Origin of the sequence: Crenobacter luteus (assembly GCF_004345725.1) — a bacterium.
In the GTDB taxonomy this organism is placed as follows: domain Bacteria; phylum Pseudomonadota; class Gammaproteobacteria; order Burkholderiales; family Chromobacteriaceae; genus Crenobacter; species Crenobacter luteus.
In genome coordinates, this window is sequence record NZ_SLXG01000003.1 from 176,565 (window position 1) to 200,850 (window position 24,286).

Sequence of the window (24,286 nt, forward strand, 5' to 3'; positions counted from 1 at the left end):
TCACGCGGCGCGCTGCGGCGGCGCGTGCCCGACGTCGGCGAGGATGCGACCCGCCATCGCAAGCTCGGCCAAGCCCGGCGCGAACACGTGTACGCCGGGTGCGCCGGCGTCGATCAGTTGCGTCACCAGCCGCACGCCGACCTCGTGCCCGAAGTCCGACAGCGCGGCCGCGTCGCCGCCGCAGGCGTCGAGCGTGCGGCGCATCCAGCGCGGCATTTCGACGCCGCGCAGCTCGGCCAACCTCGCCATCGACGGGCGCGTCAAGGGGAGCAGCCCCGGCACGATGGGCAGCGTCACGCCGGCCGCGCGCGCCGCGTCGACGAAGTGGCGGTAGGCGTCGACGTTGTAGAAGTACTGGGTGACCGCGCCGGTCGCGCCGGCGTCCTGTTTGGCCCGCAGCGCGGCGAGGTCCGCGTGCGCGTTTTTCGCCTGCGGGTGGACCTCGGGGTAGGCGGCGACGAGCAGCTCGGGACGGCCGCCGTGCGCGTTTTCCCAGTATTCGCGGACGAAGCGCACCAGATTGCTCGCGTAGCGGAAGTCGCCGCGCTCGCCCATGCCGGACGGCGTGTCGCCGCGCAGCGCGAACAGCGTTTTCACGCCGCGCGCGGCGAACTCGGCCAACCTTTCGGCCGCGCTTTCCCTGTCGAGACCGGCCGCCGACAGGTGCGGCGCGACGGCGTAGCCGCGCGCGGCGAGCGCGTCCATCAGCGCGAGGCCGGCGGCGCGGCTGATGCCGCCGGCGCCGTCGGTGACCGACACGAAGGCCGGCGATAGCGGCGCGAGTCTTGACGCGAGCTCGGCGACGCGCGCGTCGCCGGCCGGGAGCACGCCCGGATAGAGTTCGATGCTGATGGGCAGGCTCATTTTTGTCTCCTGAAACAAGGCCGCCTCGCTCCCGGTCGGGCGTTCGCGGCCGAGGTCCGGCGCGTTCCTCGTGGGGACGCGGCCGGCGATGATTTTCTGTGGGTCGGGCGTTCCGGACCGGCGCGCCGGTGGGCTCAGCGGAACACCACGGTGCGGTCGCCGTTGAGGAAGACGCGGTGCTCGGTGTGGAACTTCACCGCGCGCGACAGCGCGAGGCATTCCATGTCGCGGCCGGTCGCCATCAGCGCTTCGGGGCGGTGCGTGTGGTCGACGCGCTCGACCACCTGCTCGATGATCGGCCCCTCATCAAGATCATTCGTCACGTAGTGCGCGGTCGCGCCGATCAGCTTCACGCCGCGGTCGTAGGCCTGGTGGTAAGGCTTGGCACCCTTGAAGCCCGGCAGGAAGCTGTGGTGGATGTTGATCGCGCGGCCGGCGAGCCGGTCGGCGAGGCCGGGCGTCAGGATCTGCATATAGCGCGCGAGCACGATCAGTTCGCTGCCGGTCTCCTCGATCAGCGCCTCGAGCTTGGCCTCTTGCGCCGCGCGGTTCTCGCTGCCGACCGGCAGGTGGTGATAGGGCAGGCCGTGCGCGGCCGCCAAGGGTTCGAGCTTGGCGTGGTTGGAGACGATCGCGGTAATGTCGATCGGCAGCTCGCCCATTTTCCAGCGGTAGAGCAGGTCGTTCAGGCAGTGGTCGAGGCTGGAGACGAGGATCAGCGTGCGGGTCCTGGCCGCCGCGTCGACGAGCTGCCACTGCATGCCGAAGCGTTCGGCGACCTCGGTGAACTCGGTTTGCAGGCGCGCGAGTCGCTGCGCGTCGGCGCTCTTGGCGTGAAAGCGGCAGCGCACGAAGAAGCGCTGCGCGATGTCGTCGTCGAACACCGACAGCTCGTCGATGTAGCCGCCGCGCGCGTCGAGAAAGGCCGACACGGCGGCGATCTGGCCCGGCCCGCTCGGGCAGGACAGCGTCAGGATGTAGGCGGTGTGTTCGGTGTGGAACATGGTGGCGTCCTTTGCCGGCGGCGGGGCAGGCCGCCCGGTCTGGGGTGGAGGGAGCGGCGACGTGGGCCTCAGGCGACGATCTCGCCCTTGGCCTGCAGGTCGGCGTGGTAGCTCGAGCGGACCATCGGCCCGGCGGCGACCTGGGCAAAGCCGAGCGCCAGCGCCGTCTCGCGCAAGGACGCGAACTCGGCCGGCGTGACGAAGCGCTTGACCGGCAGGTGGTGGCGAGAGGGCTGCAGGTACTGGCCGACGGTCAGCATGTCGACCTGGTGCGCGCGCAGGTCGCGCATCACGGCGACGATCTCGTCGAGCGTCTCGCCGAGGCCGACCATCAGCCCCGACTTGGTCGGCACGTTGGGGCAGGCGGCCTTGAACGCGTCGAGCAGGGCGAGCGAGTGCGCGTAGTCGGCGCCCGGGCGCGCTTCGCGGTAGAGGCGCGGCACCGTCTCGAGGTTGTGGTTGAACACGTCGGGCGGGGCCTCGGCCAGGGTGTCGAGCGCGAGGCGCAGCCGGCCGCGGAAGTCCGGCACCAGCGTTTCGACCCTGATCGCCGGGTTGAGCCGGCGCGTCTCGTCGATACAGGCGGCGAAGTGCGCCGCGCCGCCGTCGCGCAGGTCGTCGCGGTCCACGGAAGTAATCACCACGTACTTCAGCTTCATCGCGGCGATGGTCTCGGCCAACCTTTGCGGTTCCTTAGCGTCGAGCGGGTTCGGCCGGCCGTGGCCGACGTCGCAGAACGGGCAGCGGCGCGTGCAGATGTCGCCCATGATCATGAAGGTCGCGGTGCCGTGGCTGAAGCATTCGCCGAGGTTGGGGCAGCTGGCCTCCTCGCAGACGGTGACGAGCTGGTGCTCGCGCAGCGTCTTTTTCAGTTCCAGCACTTCCTTGCTGCCCGGAAAGGCCGCGCGGATCCACTCGGGCTTCCTGAGCATTTCGTGCTTCTCGGTCGGTGCGATCTTGACCGGGATGCGCGCGACCTTCTCGGCGGCCGACAGCTTGGTGCCGGCCTCCAGCTTCGTTGCTTTGACTGCGACGTCGGCCATGGCGTCAGCCCCGGTAGTAGCGTTGCGGCACGAACGGGGTCTTGGCGACCTCGATCGCGACCGGCTTGCCGCGCACGAGCGCGAACAGCGCGGTGCCGGCGGCGGCGTGGCTGGCGGGCACGTAGCCCATGCCGACCGGGCCGCCAAAGCTCGGGCCGAAGCCGCCGCTGGTGACGCGGCCGATCACGGTGCCGTCGCCGTCGGTGATCTCGGCGCCTTCGCGCACCGGCACCTTGTCGCGGACGATGAAGCCGACGCGTTTCTTCGCGACGCCGTCGGCGATCTGGCGCGCGACCACGTCGGCGCCCGGGTAGCCGCCGGCGCGCGCGCCGTCCGGGCGGCGCACCTTGGAGATCGCCCACAACAGGCTGCCCTCGATCGGCGTGGTCGACGTGTCGATGTCGTGGCCGTACAGGCACAGGCCGGCTTCGAGGCGCAGCGAGTCGCGCGCGCCCAGGCCGATCGCCTCGACCTCGGGCTCGGCCAACAGACGGCGCGCCAGTTGTTCGGCCTTGTCGGCCGGCACCGAGATCTCGTAGCCGTCCTCGCCGGTGTAGCCCGAGCGGCTGACGTAGCAGGGCACGCCGTCGAGTTCCAGTTGCGCGTTCTGCATGAATTTCAGCTCGGCGACCGACGGCGCCAGGCGCGCGAGCACCGCGGCGGCGGCCGGGCCCTGCAGCGCGAGCAAGGCGCGGTCGGCCAGTTCGACCACCTCGCACTGCCCGCCGAGGTGGGTTTTCAGGTGCGCGACGTCCTGCTCCTTGCACGCGGCGTTGACCACCACGTAGAGCACGTCGTCGCCGAAGTTGGACACCATCAGGTCGTCGAGGATGCCGCCCTTGTCGTCGGTGAATAGCGCGTAACGCTGCATGCCGACCGGCAGGTCCTGGATGTCGACCGGCACCAGCGTTTCGAGCGCGGCGGCCGCGCCCGCTCCGACCAGCTTGACCTGGCCCATGTGCGACACGTCGAACAGGCCGGCCTTGTCGCGGGTGTGCTGGTGTTCCTTGAGGATGCCGAGCGGGTACTGGACCGGCATCGCGTAGCCGGCGAACGGCACCATCTTGGCGCCGAGTTCGACGTGCAGGTCGTAGAGCGGGGTGTGCAGCAGCGGGGCGTTCATAGTGTGTGTCCTTAACATTCGATCACGTTGACGGCCAGGCCGCCGCGCGAGGTTTCCTTGTATTTCGTCTTCATGTCGGCGCCGGTGTCGCGCATGGTCTTGATGACCTTGTCGAGCGACACGAAGTGGCTGCCGTCGCCCTTGAGCGCCATGCGCGCGGCGTTGACGGCCTTGACCGACGCCATCGCGTTGCGCTCGATGCACGGCACCTGCACCAGGCCGCCGATCGGGTCGCAGGTCAGGCCGAGGTTGTGTTCCATGCCGATCTCGGCGGCGTTCTCGACCTGGCGCACCGTCCCGCCGAGCACCTCGGCCAGCGCGCCGGCCGCCATCGAGCAGGCGACGCCGACCTCGCCCTGACAGCCGACCTCGGCGCCGGAGATCGACGCGTTTTCCTTGTACAGGATGCCGATCGCGGCGGCGGTGAGGAGGAACCTGACCACGCCGTCGTCGTTGGCGGTCGGGATGAAGCGGGTGTAGTAGTGCAGCACCGCCGGGATGATGCCGGCCGCGCCGTTGGTCGGCGCGGTGACCACGCGGCCGCCGGTCGCGTTCTCCTCGTTGACCGCCAGCGCGTAGAAGCTGATCCAGTCGAGGATGGTCAAGGGATCGCGCAGCGACGCCTCCGGCTGGCTCGACAGCTTGCGGTACAGCTCGGCCGCGCGGCGCTTGACCTTCAGCCCGCCGGGCATGATGCCCTCGCGCTCGGAGCCGCGGCGCACGCAGGCCTGCATCACGTCCCAGATCTGCAACAGCCCGGCGCGGATCTCGGCCTCGCTGCGCCATACCTTCTCGTTTTCCAGCATCAGCTGGCTGATCGACAGATTGTGCGTCTCGCACAGCTCGAGCAGCGCCTTTCCCGACTTGAACGGGTAGGGCAGCACGGTGCTGTCGGCGACGATGCGGTCGGCGCCGGCGGCTTCCTCGTTGACGACGAAGCCGCCGCCGACCGAGTAGTAGACCTTGCTCGCCAGCTCTTTGCCGTCGCCGTCGAAGGCGGTGAAACGCATGCCGTTGGGGTGGTAGGGCAGCGTCTCGCGGCGGTAGAGGATCAGGTGCTCCTTTTCGCGGAACGCGATCCGGCGTTGGCCGAGCAGCGTCAATTCTCCCGCCGCGCGGATCGCCGCGACTCTGGGCTCGACCGAGTCGGTGTCGACGGTGTCGGGCTCCTCGCCCTCGAGCCCGAGCAGCACCGCGACGTCGGAGCCGTGGCCGCGCCCGGTCGCGCCGAGCGAGCCGAACAGCTCGGATTTCACCGCGGCGGTCTGCTCCAACAGGCCGTGCTCGGCCAGGCCGCGCGCGAAGCGCGCGGCGGCGCGCATCGGCCCGACGGTATGCGAGCTCGACGGCCCGATGCCGGTCTTGAACAAATCGAAAACGCTGATGGCCATGATGCGTGCCTCCTCTGCCTTATTTACCGTAGACCGGGAAGGCCGCGCACAGCTCGGCAACCTGGCGTTTGACCCGTTCGATCACCGCCGGGTTGTCGATGTCGGCGAGGATGTCGCAGATCCAGCCGGCGATCGCGCGCACCTCGGCCTCCTTGAAGCCGCGCGTCGTCGCCGCCGGCGTGCCGATGCGGATGCCGGAGGTGACGAACGGCGACTGCGGGTCGTTCGGCACCGCGTTCTTGTTGACGGTGATGTGCGCCGCGCCGAGCGCCGCGTCGGCCGCCTTGCCGGTCAGGCCCTGGCGCACCAGCGACAAGAGGAACAGGTGGTTGTCGGTGCCGCCCGAGATCACCTCGAAGCCGCGCTCGACGAACACCGCCGCCATCGCCTGCGCGTTGGCGATCACCTGCGCCTGGTAGGCCTTGAATTCCGGCTGCAGCGCCTCCTGGAAGGCGACCGCCTTGGCGGCGATCACGTGCATCAGCGGGCCGCCCTGGATGCCGGGGAACACGATCGAGTTCAGCTTCTTCTCGATCTCCGGGTTGGAGCGGGCGAGGATCAGGCCGCCGCGCGGGCCGCGCAGCGTCTTGTGCGTGGTGGTGGTGACCACGTCGGCGAACGGCAGCGGGTTCGGGTAGAGGCCGGCGGCGACGAGGCCGGCGACGTGCGCCATGTCGACGAGAAGATACGCGCCGACCTTGTCGGCGATTTCACGGAAGCGCGCGAAGTCGAGCGTGCGCGAGTAGGCCGAGAAGCCGGCGACGATCAGTTTCGGCCGGTGTTCGAGCGCGAGGCGTTCGACCTCGGCGTAGTCGATCAGGCCGGCCTCGTCGATGCCGTACTGGACGGCCTTGTAGATCTTGCCCGAGAAGTTGACCGACGCGCCGTGCGTCAGGTGGCCGCCGTGCGCGAGGCTCATGCCCAGCACCGTGTCGTGCGGCTGGATCAGCGCCATGTAGACGGCGGCGTTGGCCTGGCTGCCGGAATGGGGCTGCACGTTCGCGTAGTCGGCGCCGAACAGCTGTTTGGCGCGGTCTATCGCCAGCTGCTCGACGACGTCGACGTACTCGCAGCCGCCGTAGTAGCGCTTGCTCGGGTAGCCTTCGGCGTACTTGTTGGTCAGCACCGAACCTTGCGCCTGGATCACCCTGGGGCTGGCGTAGTTCTCGGACGCGATCAGCTCGATGTGGTCTTCCTGGCGGATTCTTTCGCCTTCCATCGCCTGCCACAGCGCGTCGTCGAAACCGGCGATCTGCATATCGTGCGTGAACATTCTTTTCTCCTTTGTGGGGATGTGTGCGCAAGGCTCGGCCAACCTCGTCGTGGAAGGTTGGCCGAGCCCGGTGCTTGTTAGTCTTCGTAGGCCGACAGCGGCGGGCACGAACAGACCAGGTTGCGGTCGCCGTAGACGTTGTCGACGCGGCCGACCGGCGGCCAGTACTTGGTCGCGTGGTCGCGCTCGATCCCGCGCGGGAACACCGCCTGCTCGCGGCTGTAGCCGTGCGTCCACTCGCCGACCAGCGCGGCCGCGGTGTGCGGCGCGTTTTTAAGCGGGTTGTCCTCGGCGTCGAGGCGGCCTTCCTCCACCGCGCGAATTTCCTCGCGGATCGTCAGCATCGCGTCGATGAAGCGGTCGAGTTCGACCTTCGCTTCCGACTCGGTCGGCTCGATCATCAAGGTGCCGGCGACCGGGAAGGACATCGTCGGCGCGTGAAAGCCGAAGTCCATCAGCCGCTTGGCGACGTCCTCGCCGGAGATGCCGGTCGCGTCCTTGATCGGGCGCAGGTCGACGATGCACTCGTGCGCGACGCGGCCGTTCGGTCCGGTATAGAGGATAGGGTAGTGCGGTGCGAGGCGGGTCGCGATGTAGTTGGCGTTGAGGATCGCCGTCTCGGTCGCGCGCTTGAGCCCGGTCGCGCCCATCAGCGCGATATAGGTCCAGGTGATCGGCAGGATGCTGGCGCTGCCGTACGGCGCCGCCGATACCGCGCCGGAACCGGCCAGTTCGCCGGCCTTGTGGCCGGGCAGGAACGGCGCGAGGTGCGACTTGACGCCGATCGGGCCGACGCCGGGGCCGCCGCCGCCGTGCGGGATGCAGAAGGTCTTGTGCAGGTTCAGGTGCGACACGTCGCCGCCGAAGGAACCGGGCTGGGCGAGGCCGACCAGCGCGTTCATGTTGGCGCCGTCGATGTAGACCTGGCCGCCGTGCGAATGGACGATGTCGCACACCTCGCGCACGCGCTCCTCGAACACGCCGTGCGTCGACGGGTAGGTGATCATGATCGCGGCGAGCCTGTCGCTGTGCTGTTCGGCCTTGGCCTTGAGGTCGTCGACGTCGACGTTGCCGGCCTCGTCGCAGGCGACGACGACGACCTTCATGTTGACCATCTGCGCCGACGCCGGGTTGGTGCCGTGCGCCGACGACGGGATCAGGCAGACGTCGCGTTGCGCTTCGCCGCGGCTGGCGTGGTAGGCGCGGATCGCCAACAGGCCGGCGTACTCGCCCTGCGAGCCGGCGTTCGGCTGCAGCGACACCGCGTCGTAGCCGGTCACCGCGCACAACATCGCCTCGAGCTCGCGCGTCAGTTCGCGGTAGCCGGCGGTTTGCTCGTGCGGCGCGAACGGGTGCAGGCGGCCGAACTCGGGCCAGGTCACCGGGATCATCTCGACGGTGGCGTTCAGCTTCATCGTGCAGGAGCCGAGCGGGATCATCGTGCGGTCGAGCGCGAGGTCCTTGTCGGCGAGGCGTCTGAGATATCTCAGCATCTCGGTTTCCGAGCGGTACAGCGAGAACACCGGGTGGGTCAGGAAGTCGCTCTGGCGCGCCAGCTGCGCCGGGATCGTGTCGGCGACGGCGGCCTCGACCTCGGCGAAGGCCGGCGTCGCGTTGCCCATCGCGAAGATCGCCCACAGCGCCTCGACGTCGGCGGCGGTGGTGGTCTCGTCGAAGGAGACGCCGATGCGGGTGTCGGACACCGCGCGCAGGTTGATCGCGTGCGCGCGCGCCAGCGAGTGCAGCACCGCGGTGTGCTTGCCGCTCTCGACGGTGACGGTGTCGAAGAAGGCCTCGGTCGGCACCGTGTAGCCCAGGCGGCGCAGGCCCTCGGCCAGGGTCGCGGTCAGCCGGTGCACGCGGCGCGCGATGGTCTTGAGGCCGTCGGCGCCGTGGTAGGCGGCGTAGAGGCCGGCGATGATCGCCAGCAGCGCCTGCGCGGTGCAGATGTTGCTGGTCGCCTTCTCGCGGCGGATGTGCTGCTCGCGCGTCTGCATCGCCAGGCGCAGCGCCGGGCGGCCGTGCGCGTCGACCGACACGCCGACCAGCCGGCCCGGCATGGTGCGCTTGAACGCGTCGCGCGTCGCGAAGTAACCGGCGTGCGGGCCGCCGAAGCCCATCGGCACGCCGAAGCGCTGCGTGGTGCCGACGGCGACGTCGGCGCCGAATTCGCCCGGCGCGGTCAACAGCGTCAGCGCCAGCAGGTCGGCGGCGACGACGACGAGCGCGCCCTGCGCGTGCGCCGCCTCGGTGACGGCGCGGTAGTCGATCAGGTCGCCGTGCGTGCCCGGGTACTGCAAGAGCACGCCGAAGCACTCGAAGCCGGCCAGGTCGCGGCGCGGGTCGCCGACGACGACCTCGATGCCCAAGGGTTCGGCGCGCGTCTTCACCACTTCGATCGTCTGCGGGTGACAGTCGCGCGCGACGAAGAACACGCTGCTCTTCGACTTGGCCAGGCGCTGGCAGAAGGTCATCGCCTCGGCCGCGGCGGTCGCCTCGTCGAGCATCGACGCGTTGGCGATCTCCATGCCGGTCAGGTCGGCGACCATGGTCTGGAAGTTCAGCAAGGCTTCGAGGCGGCCCTGCGAGATTTCCGGCTGGTAAGGCGTGTACGCGGTGTACCACGCCGGGTTCTCGAACACGTTGCGCAGGATCACCGGCGGCGTGTGGGTGTCGTAGTAGCCCATGCCGATGAAGGACTTGAACACCTTGTTGCGCGCGGCGATCTTCGCCAGCCGCGCGAGCGCCTCGGCCTCGGTGCAGCCTTCGGGCAGGTTCAGGGCTTGGCCGAGGCGGATGCTCGCCGGGACGACTTCGTCGATCAGCGCGTCGAGCGAGTCGACGCCGAGCTCGGCCAACATGGCGGCCTGCTCGGCGGCGTCGGGGCCGATGTGGCGGCGCTGGAACAGTTCGCGCTCGGTCAGCGAGGAATAGGGGTGCGGCTTCATCGCTTGTCTCCCGGCTCAGGCGAGTTCGCCGACCAGCTGCTGGTAGGCCACTTCGTTCATCAGGGTGTCGAGTTCGCCGGCGTCGTCGAGCTGGACGCGGAAGAACCAGCCGTCGGTCAGCGGCGCGTCGTTGACCCGCGACGGCTCGTCCTCGAGCGCGGCGTTGACTTCGACGACGGTGCCCGACACCGGGATCTTGATCTCGCCGGCGGCCTTGACCGATTCGATGGTCGCCGCCTCGTCGCCGGCGGCGAAGCGCTCGCCGACCCTGGGCAGTTGCACGAACACGATGTCGCCCAGCTGTTCCTGCGCGAAGCCGGTGATGCCGACGGTCGCACTGCCGTCGTCGGACAGGCGCAGCCATTCGTGGGAGTCGGTGAATTTGATGTCGCTCATGGAGCTCTCCTGACGGGTGTGCGGGTAAGGTCCGACGGGTCGGTCAGGCGCGGCGAGCGAATGCGGGGGCAGACGGGACTCGGGCGCGCATGACCTGACGTCGGTTGGCGCCCCCTCTGTCCGTTTGCCTGAGAGATTGTGGCGACGGGGAGTGCTCCGTCGTCTTCCTTCGGCGAGGCGGCCGGCGAAACCGGTGCCTTCTCTCCAGAGAGCCCTTAGGGCGCGGCGGTCCTTTTGCCTGAGAGTTTCTGGGGCGATACCCCTTCGGCGCCGCCGTTGAAGGCGATCTCTCCCGCTGCGTCGCATGAGCTGTCGAGCAATCTAATGAAAAAGGCCGGGCGGAAAAACGCGGGCAAACCCTCGCGGCATCGGCGGCCGCGACGGCCGGGCCGTTTTTGTTGCGGCGCACCGTCCGGCGCGCCGCGCGCGGGAAGGCGACTGCCCGGGCTTAACTGCGGCGCAGCGTCTCCAGTAGCCAGCCGCCGGCCGGCCCCAGCCGGTGGCGGCGCGACCACAGCACGTCGACCGCGAGCCGTCTGGGCCAGCCGGCCACGTCGAGCCGCACCAGCTGCTCGCGGCCGAGTTCGCTCGCCAGCCAGTCGGGCAGCGCCGCCCAGCCGAAGCCGAAGGCGGCCATTTCCATCAGCAACAGGTAGTTGGGCGCCGACCAGACGCGAGGGCCGGCCGCGCGCGGCGCTTTTTCGCGCACGGTGGCCAGCCGCAGCTCGCGCGCGCGCGCGAGGTCGTCGCGCTCGAGCCGGCCTTTGCCGGCCAAGGGGTGGCCTCGGCCAACGTAGACGCTGATTTGCGCCGGCGTGGCGAGCGTCGCGTGGCCGATGTCGGCCGGGTAGTCGGGCAGCGCGCCGACCAGGCCGAGCTGCGCGCGGCCCTGCGCGACCAGGTCGAGCGCGTCGACATGCTCGGCGACGATGCACTCGAGTTCGAGCTCGGGGTAGCGGCGGTCGAGCTCGGCCAGCAACGCCTGGTAGGCGATGGCCTCGAGCGCGGTGTCCGACACCACCAGCGACAGGCGCGGCTCGACGCCGGCGGCGAGCCGGCCGGCGTGGCGGTCGAGCGCATCGTGCGCGGCGAGCACGGCTTCGGCGCCGGGCAGCAGCCGGCGGCCGGCTTCGGTCAGCGCCGGCGGCCGCGCCGAGCGGTCGAACAGCGTCACGCCGAGGTCGATCTCGAGGTTGGCGATCGCCTCGCTGACGGTCGACTGGCTCTTGTGCAAGCGGCGCGCGGCGGCGCTGAAGGAGCCGAGCGTGGCGGCGGCGACGAAGGCGTGCAGCGCTTCCGGAGCGTAGTACATATCGGTTTTTCCGATGGTTTACTGCTTTGGATTATCCGCTAGTCCGATGAAAATGTCCGCCATCGGAACCGGACGCATGGAGGCCGTGATGGATACCCGCAAAACGCTGACCGAGCGCGTGTTGTTCGCGCTCGCCTTCGAACTGCTCGCCGTCGCGCTGTGCGCGCCGCTGCTGGCGTGGCTGATGGGCAAGCCGCTCGATCACATGGGCGCGCTGACGCTGATGATGTCGCTGCTGGCGATGGCGTGGAACGTGGTGTTCAACGGCGTGTTCGAGCACGCCGAGCGGCGCCTCGGCCTGCGCCGCACGGTGGCGCTGCGCGTCGTCCACGCCAGCCTGTTCGAGGGCGGGCTGGTCGCTCTGGCGGTGCCGCTGGTCGCCTGGTGGCTGGGGGTGAGCTGGTGGGAGGCGCTGCTGTTCGACATCGGCATCCTGCTGTTCTTTTTGCCGTACACGATGGCGTTCAACTGGGGCTACGACGTGCTGCGCGCGCGCTGGATCGCGCACCGGGTCGCGGCCCGGCCCTGCTGAGGCGTCGGGCGGACAGGTCCGTCGCAAGCCTGGCGCGGCCCTTCGCCCGGGGCTGGCCGCAAAAAAGCCCGCCGGTAGCCGGCGGGCTTTTTCAATGCGGGGCGGGGCGTTCAGGCCACGTGCGGCGCGATGGTGTGCAGCAGTTGGCCGAGCACCTTCGGGTTGCCGGCGACGATGTCGCCCGACTCGAGCCAGCCGTCCTCGCCCTTCAGGTCGGTGACGATGCCGCCCGCTTCCTGGACGATCAGGCTGCCCGCGGCGATGTCCCACGGCTTGAGGTTCATTTCCCAGTAGCCGTCGACGCGGCCGCAGGCGACGTTGCACAAATCGAGCGCGGCCGAGCCGTCGCGGCGCACGCCGGCGGTCTTGGGCAGGATGTCGCGGAACATCGCCAGGTACTGGTCGAGGTAGCTCATGTCGGTCACCGGGAAGCCGGTGGCGATCAGGCTGTCGGCGAGGCCGACGCGGCGCGACACGCGGATGCGGCGGTCGTTGAGGAAGGCGCCGACGCCGCGCGATGCGGTGAACAGGTCGTTGCGGTTGGGGTCGTACACCACCGCCTGCTGGACCTGGCCCTTGACCGCCAGCGCGATCGACACCGCGTACTGCGGGTGGCCGTGCAGGAAGTTGGTGGTGCCGTCCAGGGGGTCGATGATCCACTCGTAGTCGGAGCTGCCGACGCCTTTGGCGCCGGACTCTTCTGCTAGAATCGCGTGCTTCGGATAGGCCTCGAGAATGGTGTCGATGATTGTCTGTTCCGCCTGGCGATCGACCTCGGACACGAAGTCGTTCGGTTTCTTCTTCTCCACGCGAATGACGTCCAGGTTCAGCGACGCGCGCTGGATCTGGTTGCCGGCACGGCGGGCGGCTTTCACCGCCACGGTAAGCATCGGATGCATTGAGGCCTCGATAGATTGCGACTCGCGGGCAAGCGTGCCCGCCGAGTGGATGGTGATCGATTTAAGGAACGATAAAGACCCGGCCGCGGGGACGGGTCTTTCAAGATGGCGCGCATTGTAACCGGAAAGCGACGATGAATAAACCCCAAGTCCCTGATTTTCTGAAGAACATCCGCGTGGTGCTGGCCCGGCCGAGCCATCCCGGCAATATCGGTTCGGCGGCGCGCGCGATGAAGACCATGGGGCTGACGCGGCTCTACCTCGTCGCGCCCAAGACCTTCCCGTCGGAGGAGGCGAACACGCTCGCTTCCGGCGCGGTCGACGTGCTCGAGCACGCCGTGGTGACGGCCACGTTGGCCGAGGCGCTCGCAGGCGTGACGGTCGCCTGCGCGCTGACCAGCCGCCGCCGCGAGCTGACCACGCCCTTGGCGACGCCGCGCGAACTGGCGCCCGAACTGATCGCGCGCGCGCGCGCGGGCGAGGGCGTCGCGCTGGTGTTCGGCAACGAGACCTTCGGCCTGTCGGTCGACGAGGTCGAGCAGTGCAACCGGCTGATCACCATCCCGGGCAACCCGGATTATTTCTCGCTGAACCTCGCGATGGCGGTGCAGGTGCTGTGCTACGAGCTGTTCTCGCACGTCGAGGTCGGCGTCGACTACCTGAAGCCCGACGGCGAGGCGGCCACGCACGAGGAGGTCGACGGCTTCTACCGCCACCTCGACCAGACGCTGGACGCGATCGGCTACTACCGCCGCCGCAACGGCGAGCGGCTGATGCGGCGCCTGAAGACGCTGTTCAACCGCGCGCAGCTGCAGCGCGAGGAGGTCGACATCCTGCGCGGCATGCTCAAGCAAATGCAGCGCGCCGCCGACGGCTCGCTGCCGCCCGCCGCCGCGTCCGACGCGCCGCCGCCGGACGCGCGCTGATTCGCGCGCGGCGCGCGGCGGGCGTAAAGTGCAAGAAACCCCGTCCGAAAGAGCCTGCCGTGCCGCGCGCCGACCTTCCCGCCTTCCCGCCCGTCCCGCTGCCCGCCTGGCACGCGCGGCTGTTGTCGCTCGCCCAGCCGGCGGTGCGCGACCTCGCCTTCCTGCTGACGGCGCCGACCGCCTGGGCCGCCTCGGCCAACCTCGACCCCGGGCGTCTGCTCGGTCCGGAGGGTTGGCCGAGGCTGCTCGAACTCGACGCCGAGCCGGCCGAGCTCGACGAATGGCTGCTCGCGCACCCGTCCGGCCGGCTCGGCCGCTACGCCGAGGTGCTGCTCGGCTACTGGTTCGCGCACGCGCCGCACGCCGAACTGGTCGCGCGCAACCTCGCGGTGCGCGACGCCGCGCACCGCACGCACGGCGAGTTCGACTTCCTGGTGCGGCTCGACGGCGAGCCGCTGCACGTCGAGCTGGCGAGCAAGTTCTACCTGATGATGGGCGAGCTGCCCGACAGCCTGATCGGCGCGAGCCTGCGCGACGCGTGGCGGCTCAAGGCCGCCCGGCTCGAGCGTCAGCTCGCGCTGGCGCGCCACCCGCTGGCCGCGCCGCTGCTGCCGGCCGGCTTTGCGAAGGCGAAAAGCGTCGCGCGCGTCACCGGCTGGCTGTTCGCGCGCGACGGCCTCGCGCTGCCGGCGCCGCTGAACCCCGACGCGCCGCGCGGCTGGTTCGCGCCGCTGGCCGCGCGCTGGCCGCGCCGCGCCGAGGGCGGCCGCTGGCTGTGGCTGCCGCGCTTGCAATGGCTGGCGCCGGCGCGCGTACCGCTCGATGCGACCGGGGACGAGGAGAGCTTGCGCGCGCGGCTGGCCGCCATCGACCGGCCGCAGCTGGTGGCCGAGCTGGTGCCGGCGGGCGACGGCGCGGCGGTCGAGGTCGCGCGCGGTTTCGTGCTGCCGCCGGGCTGGCCGCCGCCCGAGGCGCTCGCGCTCTTGCGCGCGCGCATGCTGCCGGAGCCGGCGTGGCAGGACGGCCGCTGACGGCGGCCGAGCGCGCGCTTGTCGCCGCGCTCTACCGCGACGCGATCGACCCGGCGCCGCTGCGCCTCGTCGGCCGCGCGCGCTTTCCCCTGTGGCGCCGGCCGCTGGCGTGGCGCAACACCCTGTGGCTGACCGCGCGCTGGTATCGCGACGACTACGCGGCCTGCCTCGCGCGCCTCGCCGCCGGCTCGGCCAACGTCGCCGAGATGGCCGCGCTGCACGTCTGGCTGCACGAGCTGGTGCACGTCTGGCAGGCGCAGCAGGGCGCGCCGCTGCTGTCGCGCGGCTTCCTGATCGGCGTCGCTGCTTCGCTTCCGTTCGCGACCGATCCCTACCAGTACGCGCTGGCCGGCCGCCGTTTCGCCGATTACGGTCTCGAACAGCAGGCGGCGCTGTGGTCGGACTACCAGATGCTGAGCCTGCTGCCCGCCTCGGCGCCGCTCGCACACCGGCTGGCGCGCGACCACGTCGCGTGGCGGCGCGCGCTCGCGCGCGAGCGCGACGCGGCGGCGGCGCTCGAAGCGCACCGCCCGGCACTCCTCGCGGACTACCGGGCGGTGTTGGCCGAGCCGCTCGCCGACCCGTGCTGCTACCGGGGGCAGGCGGCCTGTCTGGGGCGGCTGTCGCCGCTCACATCGGATTCGTGTTGGCGTTCGCGCAGCCGGTGACCAGCGCCTTCAGTTCGCCCGGCTGCACAAGCTGGATGTGCTTGTGGTCGACCTTGATCCAGCCTTGCTGCTGCAGCTTGGACAGCGTGCGGCTGACGGTCTCGAGCTTGAGGCCGAGGAAGCTGCCGATTTCCTCGCGACTCATGCGCAGGATGAAGTCGTTGGCGGCGAAACCGCGGCTGGCGAGGCGCTGCGACAGGTTCAACAGGAAGGCGGCGATGCGCTCCTCGGCCTTCATATTGCCGAGCAGCAGCATCACGTTCTGGTCGCGCACGATCTCGCGGCTCATCAGCCGGTAGAAGTGGCGCTGCAGGCTGGGGATGTCGCGGCTGAGCTCCTCCATGCGGGTGAACGGCAGCTCGCACACCTCGCTGTCCTCGAGCGCGATCGCGTCGCAGCCGTGCAGGTTGGCCGAGATGCCGTCCAGGCCCATCAGTTCGCCGGACATGTGGAAGCCGGTCACCTGCTCGCGGCCGTCCTGGCTGGCGACCGTGGTCTTGAAGAAGCCGGTGCGCACCGCGAACAGCGACTTGAAGCTCTCGCCGCTGCGGAACAGGTGGTCGCCGCGCTTGAGCTTGCGGCTCTGGCGGATCACCGCGTCCAGTTGCGCCATCTCGTCGGGGTTGAGGCCGAGCGGCAGGCAAAGCTCGCGCAAGGAACAGTTCGAGCAACTGACTTTCAGCGAGGCGGGCGAGAAATGGATGGTATCGGCCATGGGTGGTGCGGATTTCCTCGTGCAAAAGATCGCGCTTGACGTGGGTCAAGGCGGCAAGGCGGGATCGGGTCCAAATTTAACGCCTATCCGTGCTTTTGTCATTGCCGCCGTGAACACCGCCCCGACCCCCTTTTCGCCCGCCCGCTTCGAGTTCGACCGCGCGCTGATCGAACGCCTCGCCGGCCACGGCCCGCGCTACACCTCGTACCCGAGCGCCGACCGCTTCACGGCCGACTTCGGCGAAAAGGACTACCGCGCCAGGCTGGCGCGGCGCGCGATCGGCGCGCTGCACGCGCGGCCGCTGTCGCTGTACGTGCACCTGCCGTTCTGCAACACCATCTGCTACTACTGCGGCTGCAACAAGATCATCACCAAGGATACGCGCCGCGCCGACGCCTACCTCGACGACCTGGAGCGCGAGATCGCGCTGGTGGCCGCCGCGCTCGGGCCGCGCGAGAAGGTGATCCAGCTGCACTTCGGCGGCGGCACGCCGACCTTCCTGTCCGACGCGCAGCTGACGCGGCTGGTGGGGCTGCTGAGCGAGCGCTTCGACTTCCTGCCCGAGGCCGAACGCTCGATCGAGATCGACCCGCGCAAGGTCGACGCCGACACGGTCTTCCTCCTGGCCGGCCTCGGCTTCAACCGCATGAGCATCGGCGTGCAGGACTTCGACCCGCAGGTTCAGGAGGCGGTCAACCGCGTGCAGAGCGAGCAAGAGACGCTGGCGGTGATGAACGCCGCGCGCCGCGCCGGCTTCAAGTCGATCAGCGTCGACCTGATCTACGGCCTGCCGCGCCAGAGCGTCGCGAGCATGGCGCGCACCGTCGAGCGGGTGGTCGCCGCCGGCCCCGACCGCATCGCGCTCTACCACTACGCGCACCTGCCGTCGCTGTTTCCGCCGCAGCGGCGCATCGTCGACGCCGAACTGCCGTCGCCGGGCGTCAAGCTCGACATCCTGCAGGCCTCGGTCGCGCAGCTGTCGGCCGCCGGCTACCTGTTCATCGGCATGGACCACTTCGCGCTGCCCTCCGACGAGCTGGCGGTCGCGTTGCGCCAGGGGCGGCTGCAGCGCAACTTCCAGGGCTATTCGACGCACGCCGACTGCGACCTGATCGGGCTCGGCGTGTCGGCGATCGGCCAGATCGGCGGCGCCTACGTGCAGAACGCCAAGGACCTCGATGCCTACCGCGCGGCGCTGGCCGACGGCCGGCTGCCGGTGATGCGCGGCCTGGCGCTGTCGGGCGATGACATTCTGCGCCGCAGCGTGATCCAGGCGCTGATGTGCCGCTTCTCGCTGTCGATCGAGGCGATCGAGCAGACGCACGGCATCGTGTTCGCCGACTACTTCGCCGCCGAGATGCCGGCGATCCGCGCCTTCGCCGACGAGGGGCTGCTGACCTTCGACGGCGACTTCCTGATGGTCGAGCCGCGCGGCCGCTTCCTGATCCGCAACATCGCGATGGTGTTCGACCGCCACCTGCGCGAGAAGGCCAGCGGCGCGCGCTACTCGCAGACCGTCTGACGCGTGTCGCCCACGAAAAAAGCCCGGCCATGGCTGCCGGGCTTTTTTGCGGGTCGGGCGGGTGGCTCAGGCCCGCTGCGCGTGGCCGTTCAGCCGCGCGAGCAGCGCGCGCACGCGGCTGCGCAGCCCGTCCAGATAGGTGTAGACCACCGGCACCACGATCAGCGTCAGCACGGTCGAGGTGACCATGCCGCCGATGATCGCGTGCGCCATCGGCGCGCGCGTCTCCGAGCCTTCGCCGCCGCCGAGCGCCAGCGGCAGCATGCCGAAGATCATCGCCAGGCTGGTCATCATGATCGGGCGCAAGCGCACGCGGCCGGCCTCGACGATCGCGGCGCGCCGCTCCATGCCGTCGCGGCGCGCCTGGTTGATGAAGTCGACCAGGAGGATGCCGTTCTTGGCCGCCAGGCCCATCAGCATCACGATGCCGATCACCGAGAACATGTTCAGCGTGCTGCCGAACAGCAGCAGACCGACGAAGACGCCGACGAAGGCCAAGGGCAGCGACACCATGATCGTCACCGGCAGCGTGAAGCTCCTGAATTGCGCGGCGAGGATCAGGTAGATGAAGATCACCCCCATCGCCAGCGCCTGCACCGCGTAGCCGAGCGACTCGGCCATGTCCTTCTGCTCGCCTTCCTGGTTCAGCGTCACCCCCGGCGGCAGCTTGACGTCCTGGAGCAGCTTGCCGACGTCGGCGAACACCGCGCTCGACTCGCGGCCGGTGATGTTGGCGGTGATCGTCACCTCGCGCTGCAGGTTCACGCGGTCGATCTGGCGCGGGCTCTCGGCTGCGCGGCGCTCGGTGACGCTCGACAGCGGCACCATGTTGGCCGAGCCGTCGTCGCGACGGCTGCCGGGCACGGTCAGCACGTCGAGCAGTTCGGCGGCGCGCTCGTGGCGCGGCACCTGCAGCCTGACGTCGTAGTTCTCGCCGTCGGGCGCCTCCCAGGTGGTGACCGCGTTGCCGGCCAAGAGCGTCGACAGCGTGTCGCCGACCGCGGCGAGGTCGATGCCGAGGCTGCCGGCCGCGTCGCGCCGCACCGACAGGTCGAGCGCCGGGTCGGCGTCGGCGAGGCTGCTCTCGACGTCGCTGACGCCGGGCACCGTCGCCAGCCGCGCGGCCAGCGCCTTCGCCGCCGCCTCGAGCACGCGCACGTCGCCGCCCCTCAGGCCGATGCTGACCGGCTTGCCGCCCGGGCCGTGCTTGCCCAGTTCCTCGACCGACGCGACCTGGATGCCGGCGACGCGCTCGGCGCGCTCGCGCGCGGCGGCCATCAGTACGAACAGGTCGCGCTCGCGATCGGCCTTGCCGCCGACGTCGACCACCAGCCGCGCCTCGGTCTTGCCGGCGCCGAAGCGGCCGCCGGCGACGCTGATGCTGACCGACTTCACCTCGGGCAGCTCGCGCAGCCCCTTCTCGACCTGGCGCGCCTTGGCCTCGGTGTACTCGAGCGGGCTGCCCGGCGCGGTCTTGAAGGTCAGCGCGAACTCGCCCTGGTCGCTCTTGGGGATGAATTCGCCGCCGATCACCGGCACCAGCATGAAGCTGCCGACCAAGAGCGCGAGCGCGCCGGCGATCACGGTCTTGCGGTGGTCGAGCGCCCAGCCTATCGCCGTGCCGTAGCGGCCGGCGAGCTTGTCGAGCGAGCCTTCGAACCAGTCGAGCGCGCGGCCGAGCGGGCCCTTGTGCGCGTCGCCGTGGTGGTGCGGGTCGTGCCAGATGCTCGACAGCATCGGGTCGAGCGTGAAGCTGACCAGCATCGAGATCAGCACCGCGACCGTCACGGTGAGGCCGAACTGGTGAAAGAACTTGCCGATGATGCCGCCCATGAAGCCGACCGGCAGGAACACCGCGACGATGACCAGCGTGGTCGCCAGCACCGCCAGGCCGATCTCGCGCGTGCCCTCGAGCGCGGCGGCGCGGTGATCCTTGCCCATGTTCGCGTGGCGCACGATGTTCTCGCGCACCACGATGGCGTCGTCGATCAACAGGCCGACCGACAGCGACAGCGCCATCAGCGTCATCATGTTCAGCGTGAAGCCCATCGCCTGCACCGCGAACAGCGTGCCGATCAGCGCGACCGGCAGCGTCAGCCCGGTGATCACCGTGCTGCGCCAGGAGCCGAGGAAGAGGAACACGATCAGCACGGTAAGCGCAGCGCCCTCGATCAGGCTGTCGCGCACCTCGGACAGCGAGCGGCGCACGTCGTCGGATTTGTCGTAGCTGACCTTGACCGCGGTGCCGGCCGGCATCAGCGGCCGCATCTCGTCCATCACCTTTTTCACGCCGTCGGCGACCGCGACGACGTTGGCGCCGCGCGCGGCGCGCACGTCGAGGCCGACCGACGGCCGGCCGTCGATCAGCGATAGGCTGTCCTTCTCGGCCTCGGCATCCATGACGGTGGCGACGTCGGACAGCCGGATCGGTGCGCCGTCGCGCCAGGCCAGCGTCAGCCGCGCGAAGTCGTCGACCGTCTTGAGCTTGCCGCTCAGCCGCACCGCCAGTTCGTTGCCGGCGGTGTTGACCGAGCCGGTCGGGAAGTCCTGGTTGGCGGTGCGGATCGCGTTCGCGACGTCGGACACCGACAGACCGACCGCCTCGAGCCGGTAGGGGTCGAGGTCGACGCGGATCTCGCGCCGCGCGCCGCCGACGCGCTTGACCTCGCCGACGCCGGACACCGTTTGCAGGCGTTTTTTCAGCACCTTGTCGACCCAGCTGGTCAGGTCCTTGAGGTCGCGGTCGGGCGAGGTCAGCGCGAACGAGATCAAGGGCGCGTCGTTCGGGTTCAGTTGCGAGACGGTCGGCGACTGGATCTCGCGCCGAAAGCCGCCTTGCACCGCCGAGATGCGGTCGCGCACGTCCTGCAGCGCGACGGTCGGGTCGGTCGACAGCTCGAACTCGACCACCACGGTCGACGAACCCTCGAAGGAGTAGGAGCGGATGGCCTTGATGCCGTTGATGGTGTTCAGCGACTCCTCGACCGGCCGGCTGACCTCGCTCTCGACCACCTCGGGCGAGGCGCCGGGGTAGGCGACCGAGACGACGGCGATCGGGAAGCGGATGTCGGGAAACTCCTCGAGCGGCAAGCGCTTGACCGAGAACAGGCCGAGCACCAGCAGCACCAGCATCAGCACGGCGGCGAAGTAGGGGTTCTGGATGCTGATTCGGGTGAGCCACATGGTCGGAAAACCTCGGAGGCGCGCACGGGCGCGTTAGCGGGGGGCGGCCAGCGGCAGCTTCACCGCGTCGCCGAGCTGCATGCCGATCAGTTCGGCGACGACGACGGACTGGCCGGGCACGACGCCGGACACCGCGACGCGGCGCTCGGCGTCCGACTCGAGCTCGACCTTGACCGGCGCGCGCGCGAGCCGGCCGTTCTTGACCACCATCACCCACGGCGCCGCGCCGCGCTCGCGCACGCTGCCGGCCGGCAGCACGACGAGGTCGTCGCGTTCGGCCAGCACGATGCCGCCGCGCGCGAACTGGCCGGCCTTGAGCCGGCCGTCGGGGTTGGCGACGCGCAGGTAGGCCTCGAAGGTGCGGGTGCTGCTCGATGCGACCGGGTTGACGCGCACGACGTTGGCCGAGAACTCGCCCGGCAGCCCCTCGACGGTGAAGCGCGCGCGCAGGCCCGGCACCACCGCCGCGCCTTCGCGCGCCGACAGGCTGGCGACGATCTCGAGCTCGGACAGGTCGGCGACGCCGAACAGCTTTTCGTTGCGTGCGACGCGCTCGCCGGGGTTCTTCGCGCGTTCGTAGACGACGCCGGCGATCGGCGCGCGCACGACGGCGTCGGACAGCTCCTCGCGCGCGCGCTTCAGTTGCGCCTGTTGCGCGCGCAGCGAGCCGGCCTGCACCGCGAAGTCGCTCTCGAGTTCGTCGAGCGCGAGCTTGGAGATGAAGCCGCGGGCGAACAGTTCGCGCTGGCGGTCGAGCTTGACGCGGGCGAGTCCGAGCCGGGCCTGCTGGTTGGCCAGCTGCGCTTCCTGCTCGGCGACCGTCTGCCTGAGCGTCTCGCTCTCGACGACGGCGAGCACCTGGCCGCGCCGCACCGGCTGGCCGGCGCGCACGGTGACCTCGGCCAAGGTGCCCTCGACGCGCGCGGCGACCAGCGCCTCGTTCAGCGGCTTGAGCGTGCCGGTGAACGGCGCGCTGCGCGCGAGCGGCTCGGCGCGCGCCTCGACGATGTCGCTCGCATCCAGCAGACGGGCGGTCGCGGCGGGCCGGGGCGGCTCGCTCTTGCCGCAGCCGGCCAGCAGCAGCGCGACGGTGGCGATCAACAGGGAGGGCGTCGGTTTCATCGCAAGTCCTAGACGGGTAGCACTTCGTGCGGGCGCACGCCGTTGGGCAGCAGGATCCACAGCCGGCCCTGCTGCTTCATGCGGCCGGCGTAAAGGCCCGCCTCGCTACCGAAGCCCCAGAAGAAGTCGGCGCGTACCGCGCCGCGGATCGCGCCGCCGGTGTCCTGCGCGTGCATCAGCCGCACCAGCGGTTCACTCGACAGCGGCCAGGTGGTCGACAGCAGCACCGGCGCGCCCAGCGGCACGTAGCGCGGGTCGATCGCGATGCTGTAGCCGTCGGTCAGCGGCACGCCGAGCGCGCCCAGCGGCCCCGAACCGGTATCGGCCAGCGGGCGGAAGAACACGTAGCTCGGGTTCTGGTTGAACAGCTCCTGGCGGCGCTCGGGGTGGGCCTTGATCCACGCCTGGATGCCCTGCATCGACGCGTCGGCGACCGTCAGCTCGCCGCGCTCGATCAGCACCTTGCCGATCGACTGGTAGCCGTGGCCGTTCTGCTCGGCGTAGCCGACGCGCAGGAAGCTGCCGTCCTCGAGCTGGATGCGGCCCGAGCCCTGCACCTGCAGGAAGAACAGCTCGGTGGCGTCCTCGACCCAGGCGAGCACCGGCGCGCCGGCCAGGCCCTGGCCGGCCTCGAGTTCGGCGCGGCTGTAGTAGGGGAGCACGCGGTCGCCGGCGACGCGGCCCCTGAGGCGCGTGGTGCGCGCGTCGGGCTTGAAATCGGCCGGCACCAGCCGGTACTCGCCGGCCGACGGCTCGCTCTTGCCGGGGACGACGGCGAGCTTGTTGCCGGCGGCGCGGCGCACGACCAGCTGCGCCGCGTTGCGCTCGGCCGCGCCCACGTCGAGCGTGACGAGGTCGGCCGGCACGCCGTAGACCGGGTAGGGGGTGCGCGCGCTCTTGACGCGGCTGCCGGCCAGCAGCGGCTCGTAGTAGCCGGTGATCAGGCCGGTGTCGCGCGCCTGGTCCTCGATCTTCCAGGCGGTGAAGCGCGTCTCGAAGAAGCGCCGTACCGCGTCGCCGTCGGCGGCGTCGAGTGCGGCGGCGTCGCGGCAGGTGTCGCTCCACTGCGGTTTCCGGGCGAGCGCCTTGCAGCTTTGCCGCAGCGCCGTGAGGCTGTCGAGCTGCTGCGCGCGGCCCCAGTCGGGTATGGCGCTCAGCGCGGCGGGACGGTAGTCGACCGTCGCCTTGGGCGGGGCGGTCGGGGTGGTGCTGCAGGCGGCCAGGAGGGCCAGCGGCAGGGCGAGGGCGAAAAGACGTTTCATGTTCGGGTCGGTCGGTGGACGAAGCGCGAAGGGGCTATTCTACACCCGCGCCGGTGGCGCGGTCGGCCGGGTAGACCGTATGACTAGCGGCGAGTTCGCGCCGGACAAAAAAAGGCGCCACCGGTAAGCGGCATGGGAAGCCGGTGGCGCCTGCCCCGCGGGAGGGTGGGGGGAAAGCGGGTGACGCGTGCGCGTCGTTCGTCGCCGGCCGCGCGGCCGGCCATTTCTGTCGGTTTGCCGCCGTGACGGTCTTCAGCGCGCGGCCGGGCGCTGCCAGCGGATGCGGGCGAACGCCGAGTGGTTGTGGATGGATTCGAAGTTTTCCGATTCGACGGTGAAGGCGGACACGCGCGCGTCGTCACGCAGCGCCAGCGCGATCTCGCGCACCAGATCCTCGACGAACTTCGGGTTCTCGTAGGCGCGCTCGGTCACCCATTTCTCGTCCGGCCGCTTCAACAGGCCGAACAGCTCGCACGAGGCCTTGGCCTCGGCCAGGCGCACCAGTTCCTCGGGCGCCATCTCGCCGTCGAGCTCGACGCTCAGCGTGATGTGCGAGCGCTGGTTGTGCGCGCCGTACTGCGAGATCTGCTTCGAACACGGGCACAGGCTGGTGACCGGCGTAGTGACGGTCAGCCGGTGGGCGAAGCCGTCGGCCGACAGCCGGCCGAACAGCGTCACGTCGACGTCGAGCAGGCTTTGCACGCCCGACACCGGCGCAGTCTTGCGCACGAACAGCGGAAAGCGCAGCGTGACCTCGCCGGCCTCGGCGTCGAGCCGGTCGACCATGCTCGCCAGGAGCGCGCGCAGCGCATGCGCGTCGAGCGCGGCTTCCTGCGCTTCGAGCAGTTCGACGAAGCGCGACATGTGCGTGCCCTTCTGCGTCGACGGTAGCGCGACGTAGAGGTCGCAGCTGGCGACGGTCGCCTGCGTGCCGCCGTCGGCGGTGGCGACCGTCAGCGGAAAGCGGATCGACTTGATGCCGACCTGGTCGATGTCGAAGCCGAAATCGGCTTCGGCGCTTTGCACGTCGGGCAGCCATTCGACAACCCCCATGGCGTTCTCCTGTTCGGGT

20 protein-coding genes and 1 riboswitch are annotated in these 24,286 nt (G+C 70.1%); of the genes, 5 read left to right on the forward strand and 15 right to left on the reverse strand.

Translation table 11 applies throughout. The features are described 5' to 3' along the window. From EV683_RS03405 to EV683_RS03445, 9 genes are all read right to left on the reverse strand, one after another. Positions 1–864, reverse strand: a complete 864-nt coding sequence (locus tag EV683_RS03405; RefSeq protein WP_131861827.1) for a methylenetetrahydrofolate reductase — start codon at positions 862–864, stop codon at positions 1–3. Between the two features lie 134 nt (positions 865–998). Next, positions 999–1,868 carry a formyltetrahydrofolate deformylase gene (purU, locus tag EV683_RS03410; RefSeq protein ID WP_066611777.1) on the reverse strand — a complete coding sequence of 290 codons (870 nt, stop codon included), beginning with the start codon at positions 1,866–1,868 and terminating at the stop codon, positions 999–1,001. Between the two features lie 68 nt (positions 1,869–1,936). Then, the gene (lipA, locus tag EV683_RS03415) at positions 1,937–2,911 is read right to left on the reverse strand and encodes a lipoyl synthase (RefSeq protein WP_131861828.1); all 975 of its coding nucleotides are present in this window, start codon (positions 2,909–2,911) and stop codon (positions 1,937–1,939) included. Positions 2,912–2,915: 4 nt separating this feature from the next. Further along, the gene (gene gcvT / locus EV683_RS03420; protein ID WP_131861829.1) at positions 2,916–4,034 is read right to left on the reverse strand and encodes a glycine cleavage system aminomethyltransferase GcvT; all 1,119 of its coding nucleotides are present in this window, start codon (positions 4,032–4,034) and stop codon (positions 2,916–2,918) included. Positions 4,035–4,045: 11 nt separating this feature from the next. Then, complete coding sequence (locus tag EV683_RS03425) at positions 4,046–5,425, reverse strand: L-serine ammonia-lyase (RefSeq protein ID WP_131861830.1); 1,380 nt, start codon at positions 5,423–5,425, stop codon at positions 4,046–4,048. 19 nt (positions 5,426–5,444) lie between these two features. After that, positions 5,445–6,698, reverse strand: a complete 1,254-nt coding sequence (gene glyA, locus EV683_RS03430) for a serine hydroxymethyltransferase (protein ID WP_131861831.1) — start codon at positions 6,696–6,698, stop codon at positions 5,445–5,447. A 77-nt stretch (positions 6,699–6,775) separates the two neighbouring features. Further along, the gene (gene gcvP, locus EV683_RS03435; protein ID WP_131861832.1) at positions 6,776–9,646 is read right to left on the reverse strand and encodes an aminomethyl-transferring glycine dehydrogenase; all 2,871 of its coding nucleotides are present in this window, start codon (positions 9,644–9,646) and stop codon (positions 6,776–6,778) included. Positions 9,647–9,661: 15 nt separating this feature from the next. Further along, on the reverse strand, positions 9,662–10,042 hold the full coding sequence (gene gcvH / locus EV683_RS03440; protein ID WP_131861833.1) for a glycine cleavage system protein GcvH: 381 nt from the start codon (positions 10,040–10,042) through the stop codon (positions 9,662–9,664). A gap of 216 nt (positions 10,043–10,258) precedes the next feature. Continuing rightward, positions 10,259–10,347: riboswitch (glycine riboswitch) on the reverse strand. A 143-nt stretch (positions 10,348–10,490) separates the two neighbouring features. Then, positions 10,491–11,354, reverse strand: a complete 864-nt coding sequence (locus EV683_RS03445) for a LysR family transcriptional regulator (protein WP_131861834.1) — start codon at positions 11,352–11,354, stop codon at positions 10,491–10,493. Between the two features lie 88 nt (positions 11,355–11,442). On the opposite strand from EV683_RS03445, the gene EV683_RS03450 reads away from it, so the two are divergent. Then, on the forward strand, positions 11,443–11,886 hold the full coding sequence (locus EV683_RS03450; RefSeq protein ID WP_131861835.1) for a multidrug/biocide efflux PACE transporter: 444 nt from the start codon (positions 11,443–11,445) through the stop codon (positions 11,884–11,886). A 110-nt stretch (positions 11,887–11,996) separates the two neighbouring features. On the opposite strand, the gene EV683_RS03455 is transcribed toward EV683_RS03450, so the two are convergent. Further along, positions 11,997–12,785 (reverse strand): inositol monophosphatase family protein, encoded by a 789-nt coding sequence (locus EV683_RS03455; protein WP_131861836.1) that lies wholly within the window; start codon positions 12,783–12,785, stop codon positions 11,997–11,999. Positions 12,786–12,919: 134 nt separating this feature from the next. Here EV683_RS03455 and EV683_RS03460 point away from each other — a divergent pair, with 134 nt between their 5' ends. The 3 genes from EV683_RS03460 to EV683_RS03470 are packed head-to-tail and all read left to right on the forward strand — an operon-like array spanning position 12,920 to position 15,410. Then, positions 12,920–13,711: an RNA methyltransferase gene (locus tag EV683_RS03460; protein ID WP_131861837.1), complete on the forward strand. Its 792-nt coding sequence runs from the start codon at positions 12,920–12,922 to the stop codon at positions 13,709–13,711. 59 nt (positions 13,712–13,770) lie between these two features. Next, on the forward strand, positions 13,771–14,742 hold the full coding sequence (locus EV683_RS03465) for a DUF1853 family protein (RefSeq protein WP_243694705.1): 972 nt from the start codon (positions 13,771–13,773) through the stop codon (positions 14,740–14,742). Further along, positions 14,724–15,410, forward strand: a complete 687-nt coding sequence (locus tag EV683_RS03470; RefSeq protein WP_131861838.1) for a hypothetical protein — start codon at positions 14,724–14,726, stop codon at positions 15,408–15,410. Before EV683_RS03465 ends, EV683_RS03470 begins: the two co-directional genes overlap by 19 nt. On the opposite strand, the gene fnr is transcribed toward EV683_RS03470, so the two are convergent. Next, positions 15,373–16,125, reverse strand: a complete 753-nt coding sequence (gene fnr, locus EV683_RS03475) for a fumarate/nitrate reduction transcriptional regulator Fnr (RefSeq protein ID WP_131861839.1) — start codon at positions 16,123–16,125, stop codon at positions 15,373–15,375. The genes EV683_RS03470 and fnr overlap by 38 nt on opposite strands. A gap of 109 nt (positions 16,126–16,234) precedes the next feature. Here fnr and hemN point away from each other — a divergent pair, with 109 nt between their 5' ends. Continuing rightward, positions 16,235–17,647 carry an oxygen-independent coproporphyrinogen III oxidase gene (hemN, locus tag EV683_RS03480; RefSeq protein WP_131861840.1) on the forward strand — a complete coding sequence of 471 codons (1,413 nt, stop codon included), beginning with the start codon at positions 16,235–16,237 and terminating at the stop codon, positions 17,645–17,647. A gap of 66 nt (positions 17,648–17,713) precedes the next feature. Here the strand turns inward: hemN and EV683_RS03485 are convergent, their stop codons facing one another. From EV683_RS03485 to folE2, 4 genes are all read right to left on the reverse strand, one after another. Further along, positions 17,714–20,830 (reverse strand): efflux RND transporter permease subunit, encoded by a 3,117-nt coding sequence (locus EV683_RS03485; RefSeq protein ID WP_131861841.1) that lies wholly within the window; start codon positions 20,828–20,830, stop codon positions 17,714–17,716. A 33-nt stretch (positions 20,831–20,863) separates the two neighbouring features. Further along, on the reverse strand, positions 20,864–21,952 hold the full coding sequence (locus tag EV683_RS03490) for an efflux RND transporter periplasmic adaptor subunit (RefSeq protein ID WP_131861842.1): 1,089 nt from the start codon (positions 21,950–21,952) through the stop codon (positions 20,864–20,866). A gap of 8 nt (positions 21,953–21,960) precedes the next feature. Next, positions 21,961–23,214 (reverse strand): murein transglycosylase A, encoded by a 1,254-nt coding sequence (mltA, locus tag EV683_RS03495; RefSeq protein ID WP_131861843.1) that lies wholly within the window; start codon positions 23,212–23,214, stop codon positions 21,961–21,963. A 252-nt stretch (positions 23,215–23,466) separates the two neighbouring features. Continuing rightward, positions 23,467–24,267 carry a GTP cyclohydrolase FolE2 gene (folE2, locus tag EV683_RS03500; protein WP_131861844.1) on the reverse strand — a complete coding sequence of 267 codons (801 nt, stop codon included), beginning with the start codon at positions 24,265–24,267 and terminating at the stop codon, positions 23,467–23,469. Positions 24,268–24,286 lie beyond the last annotated feature (19 nt).

Coding starts and splice junctions, on each gene's coding strand:
- EV683_RS03405 (WP_131861827.1), bottom strand. CDS start 864: ATGAGCCTGCCCATCAGCATCGAACTCTATCCGGGCGTGCTCCCGGCC.
- purU (WP_066611777.1), bottom strand. CDS start 1,868: ATGTTCCACACCGAACACACCGCCTACATCCTGACGCTGTCCTGCCCG.
- lipA (WP_131861828.1), bottom strand. CDS start 2,911: ATGGCCGACGTCGCAGTCAAAGCAACGAAGCTGGAGGCCGGCACCAAG.
- gcvT (WP_131861829.1), bottom strand. CDS start 4,034: ATGAACGCCCCGCTGCTGCACACCCCGCTCTACGACCTGCACGTCGAA.
- EV683_RS03425 (WP_131861830.1), bottom strand. CDS start 5,425: ATGGCCATCAGCGTTTTCGATTTGTTCAAGACCGGCATCGGGCCGTCG.
- glyA (WP_131861831.1), bottom strand. CDS start 6,698: ATGTTCACGCACGATATGCAGATCGCCGGTTTCGACGACGCGCTGTGG.
- gcvP (WP_131861832.1), bottom strand. CDS start 9,646: ATGAAGCCGCACCCCTATTCCTCGCTGACCGAGCGCGAACTGTTCCAG.
- gcvH (WP_131861833.1), bottom strand. CDS start 10,042: ATGAGCGACATCAAATTCACCGACTCCCACGAATGGCTGCGCCTGTCC.
- EV683_RS03445 (WP_131861834.1), bottom strand. CDS start 11,354: ATGTACTACGCTCCGGAAGCGCTGCACGCCTTCGTCGCCGCCGCCACG.
- EV683_RS03450 (WP_131861835.1), top strand. CDS start 11,443: ATGGATACCCGCAAAACGCTGACCGAGCGCGTGTTGTTCGCGCTCGCC.
- EV683_RS03455 (WP_131861836.1), bottom strand. CDS start 12,785: ATGCATCCGATGCTTACCGTGGCGGTGAAAGCCGCCCGCCGTGCCGGC.
- EV683_RS03460 (WP_131861837.1), top strand. CDS start 12,920: ATGAATAAACCCCAAGTCCCTGATTTTCTGAAGAACATCCGCGTGGTG.
- fnr (WP_131861839.1), bottom strand. CDS start 16,125: ATGGCCGATACCATCCATTTCTCGCCCGCCTCGCTGAAAGTCAGTTGC.
- EV683_RS03485 (WP_131861841.1), bottom strand. CDS start 20,830: ATGTGGCTCACCCGAATCAGCATCCAGAACCCCTACTTCGCCGCCGTG.
- EV683_RS03490 (WP_131861842.1), bottom strand. CDS start 21,952: ATGAAACCGACGCCCTCCCTGTTGATCGCCACCGTCGCGCTGCTGCTG.
- mltA (WP_131861843.1), bottom strand. CDS start 23,214: ATGAAACGTCTTTTCGCCCTCGCCCTGCCGCTGGCCCTCCTGGCCGCC.
- folE2 (WP_131861844.1), bottom strand. CDS start 24,267: ATGGGGGTTGTCGAATGGCTGCCCGACGTGCAAAGCGCCGAAGCCGAT.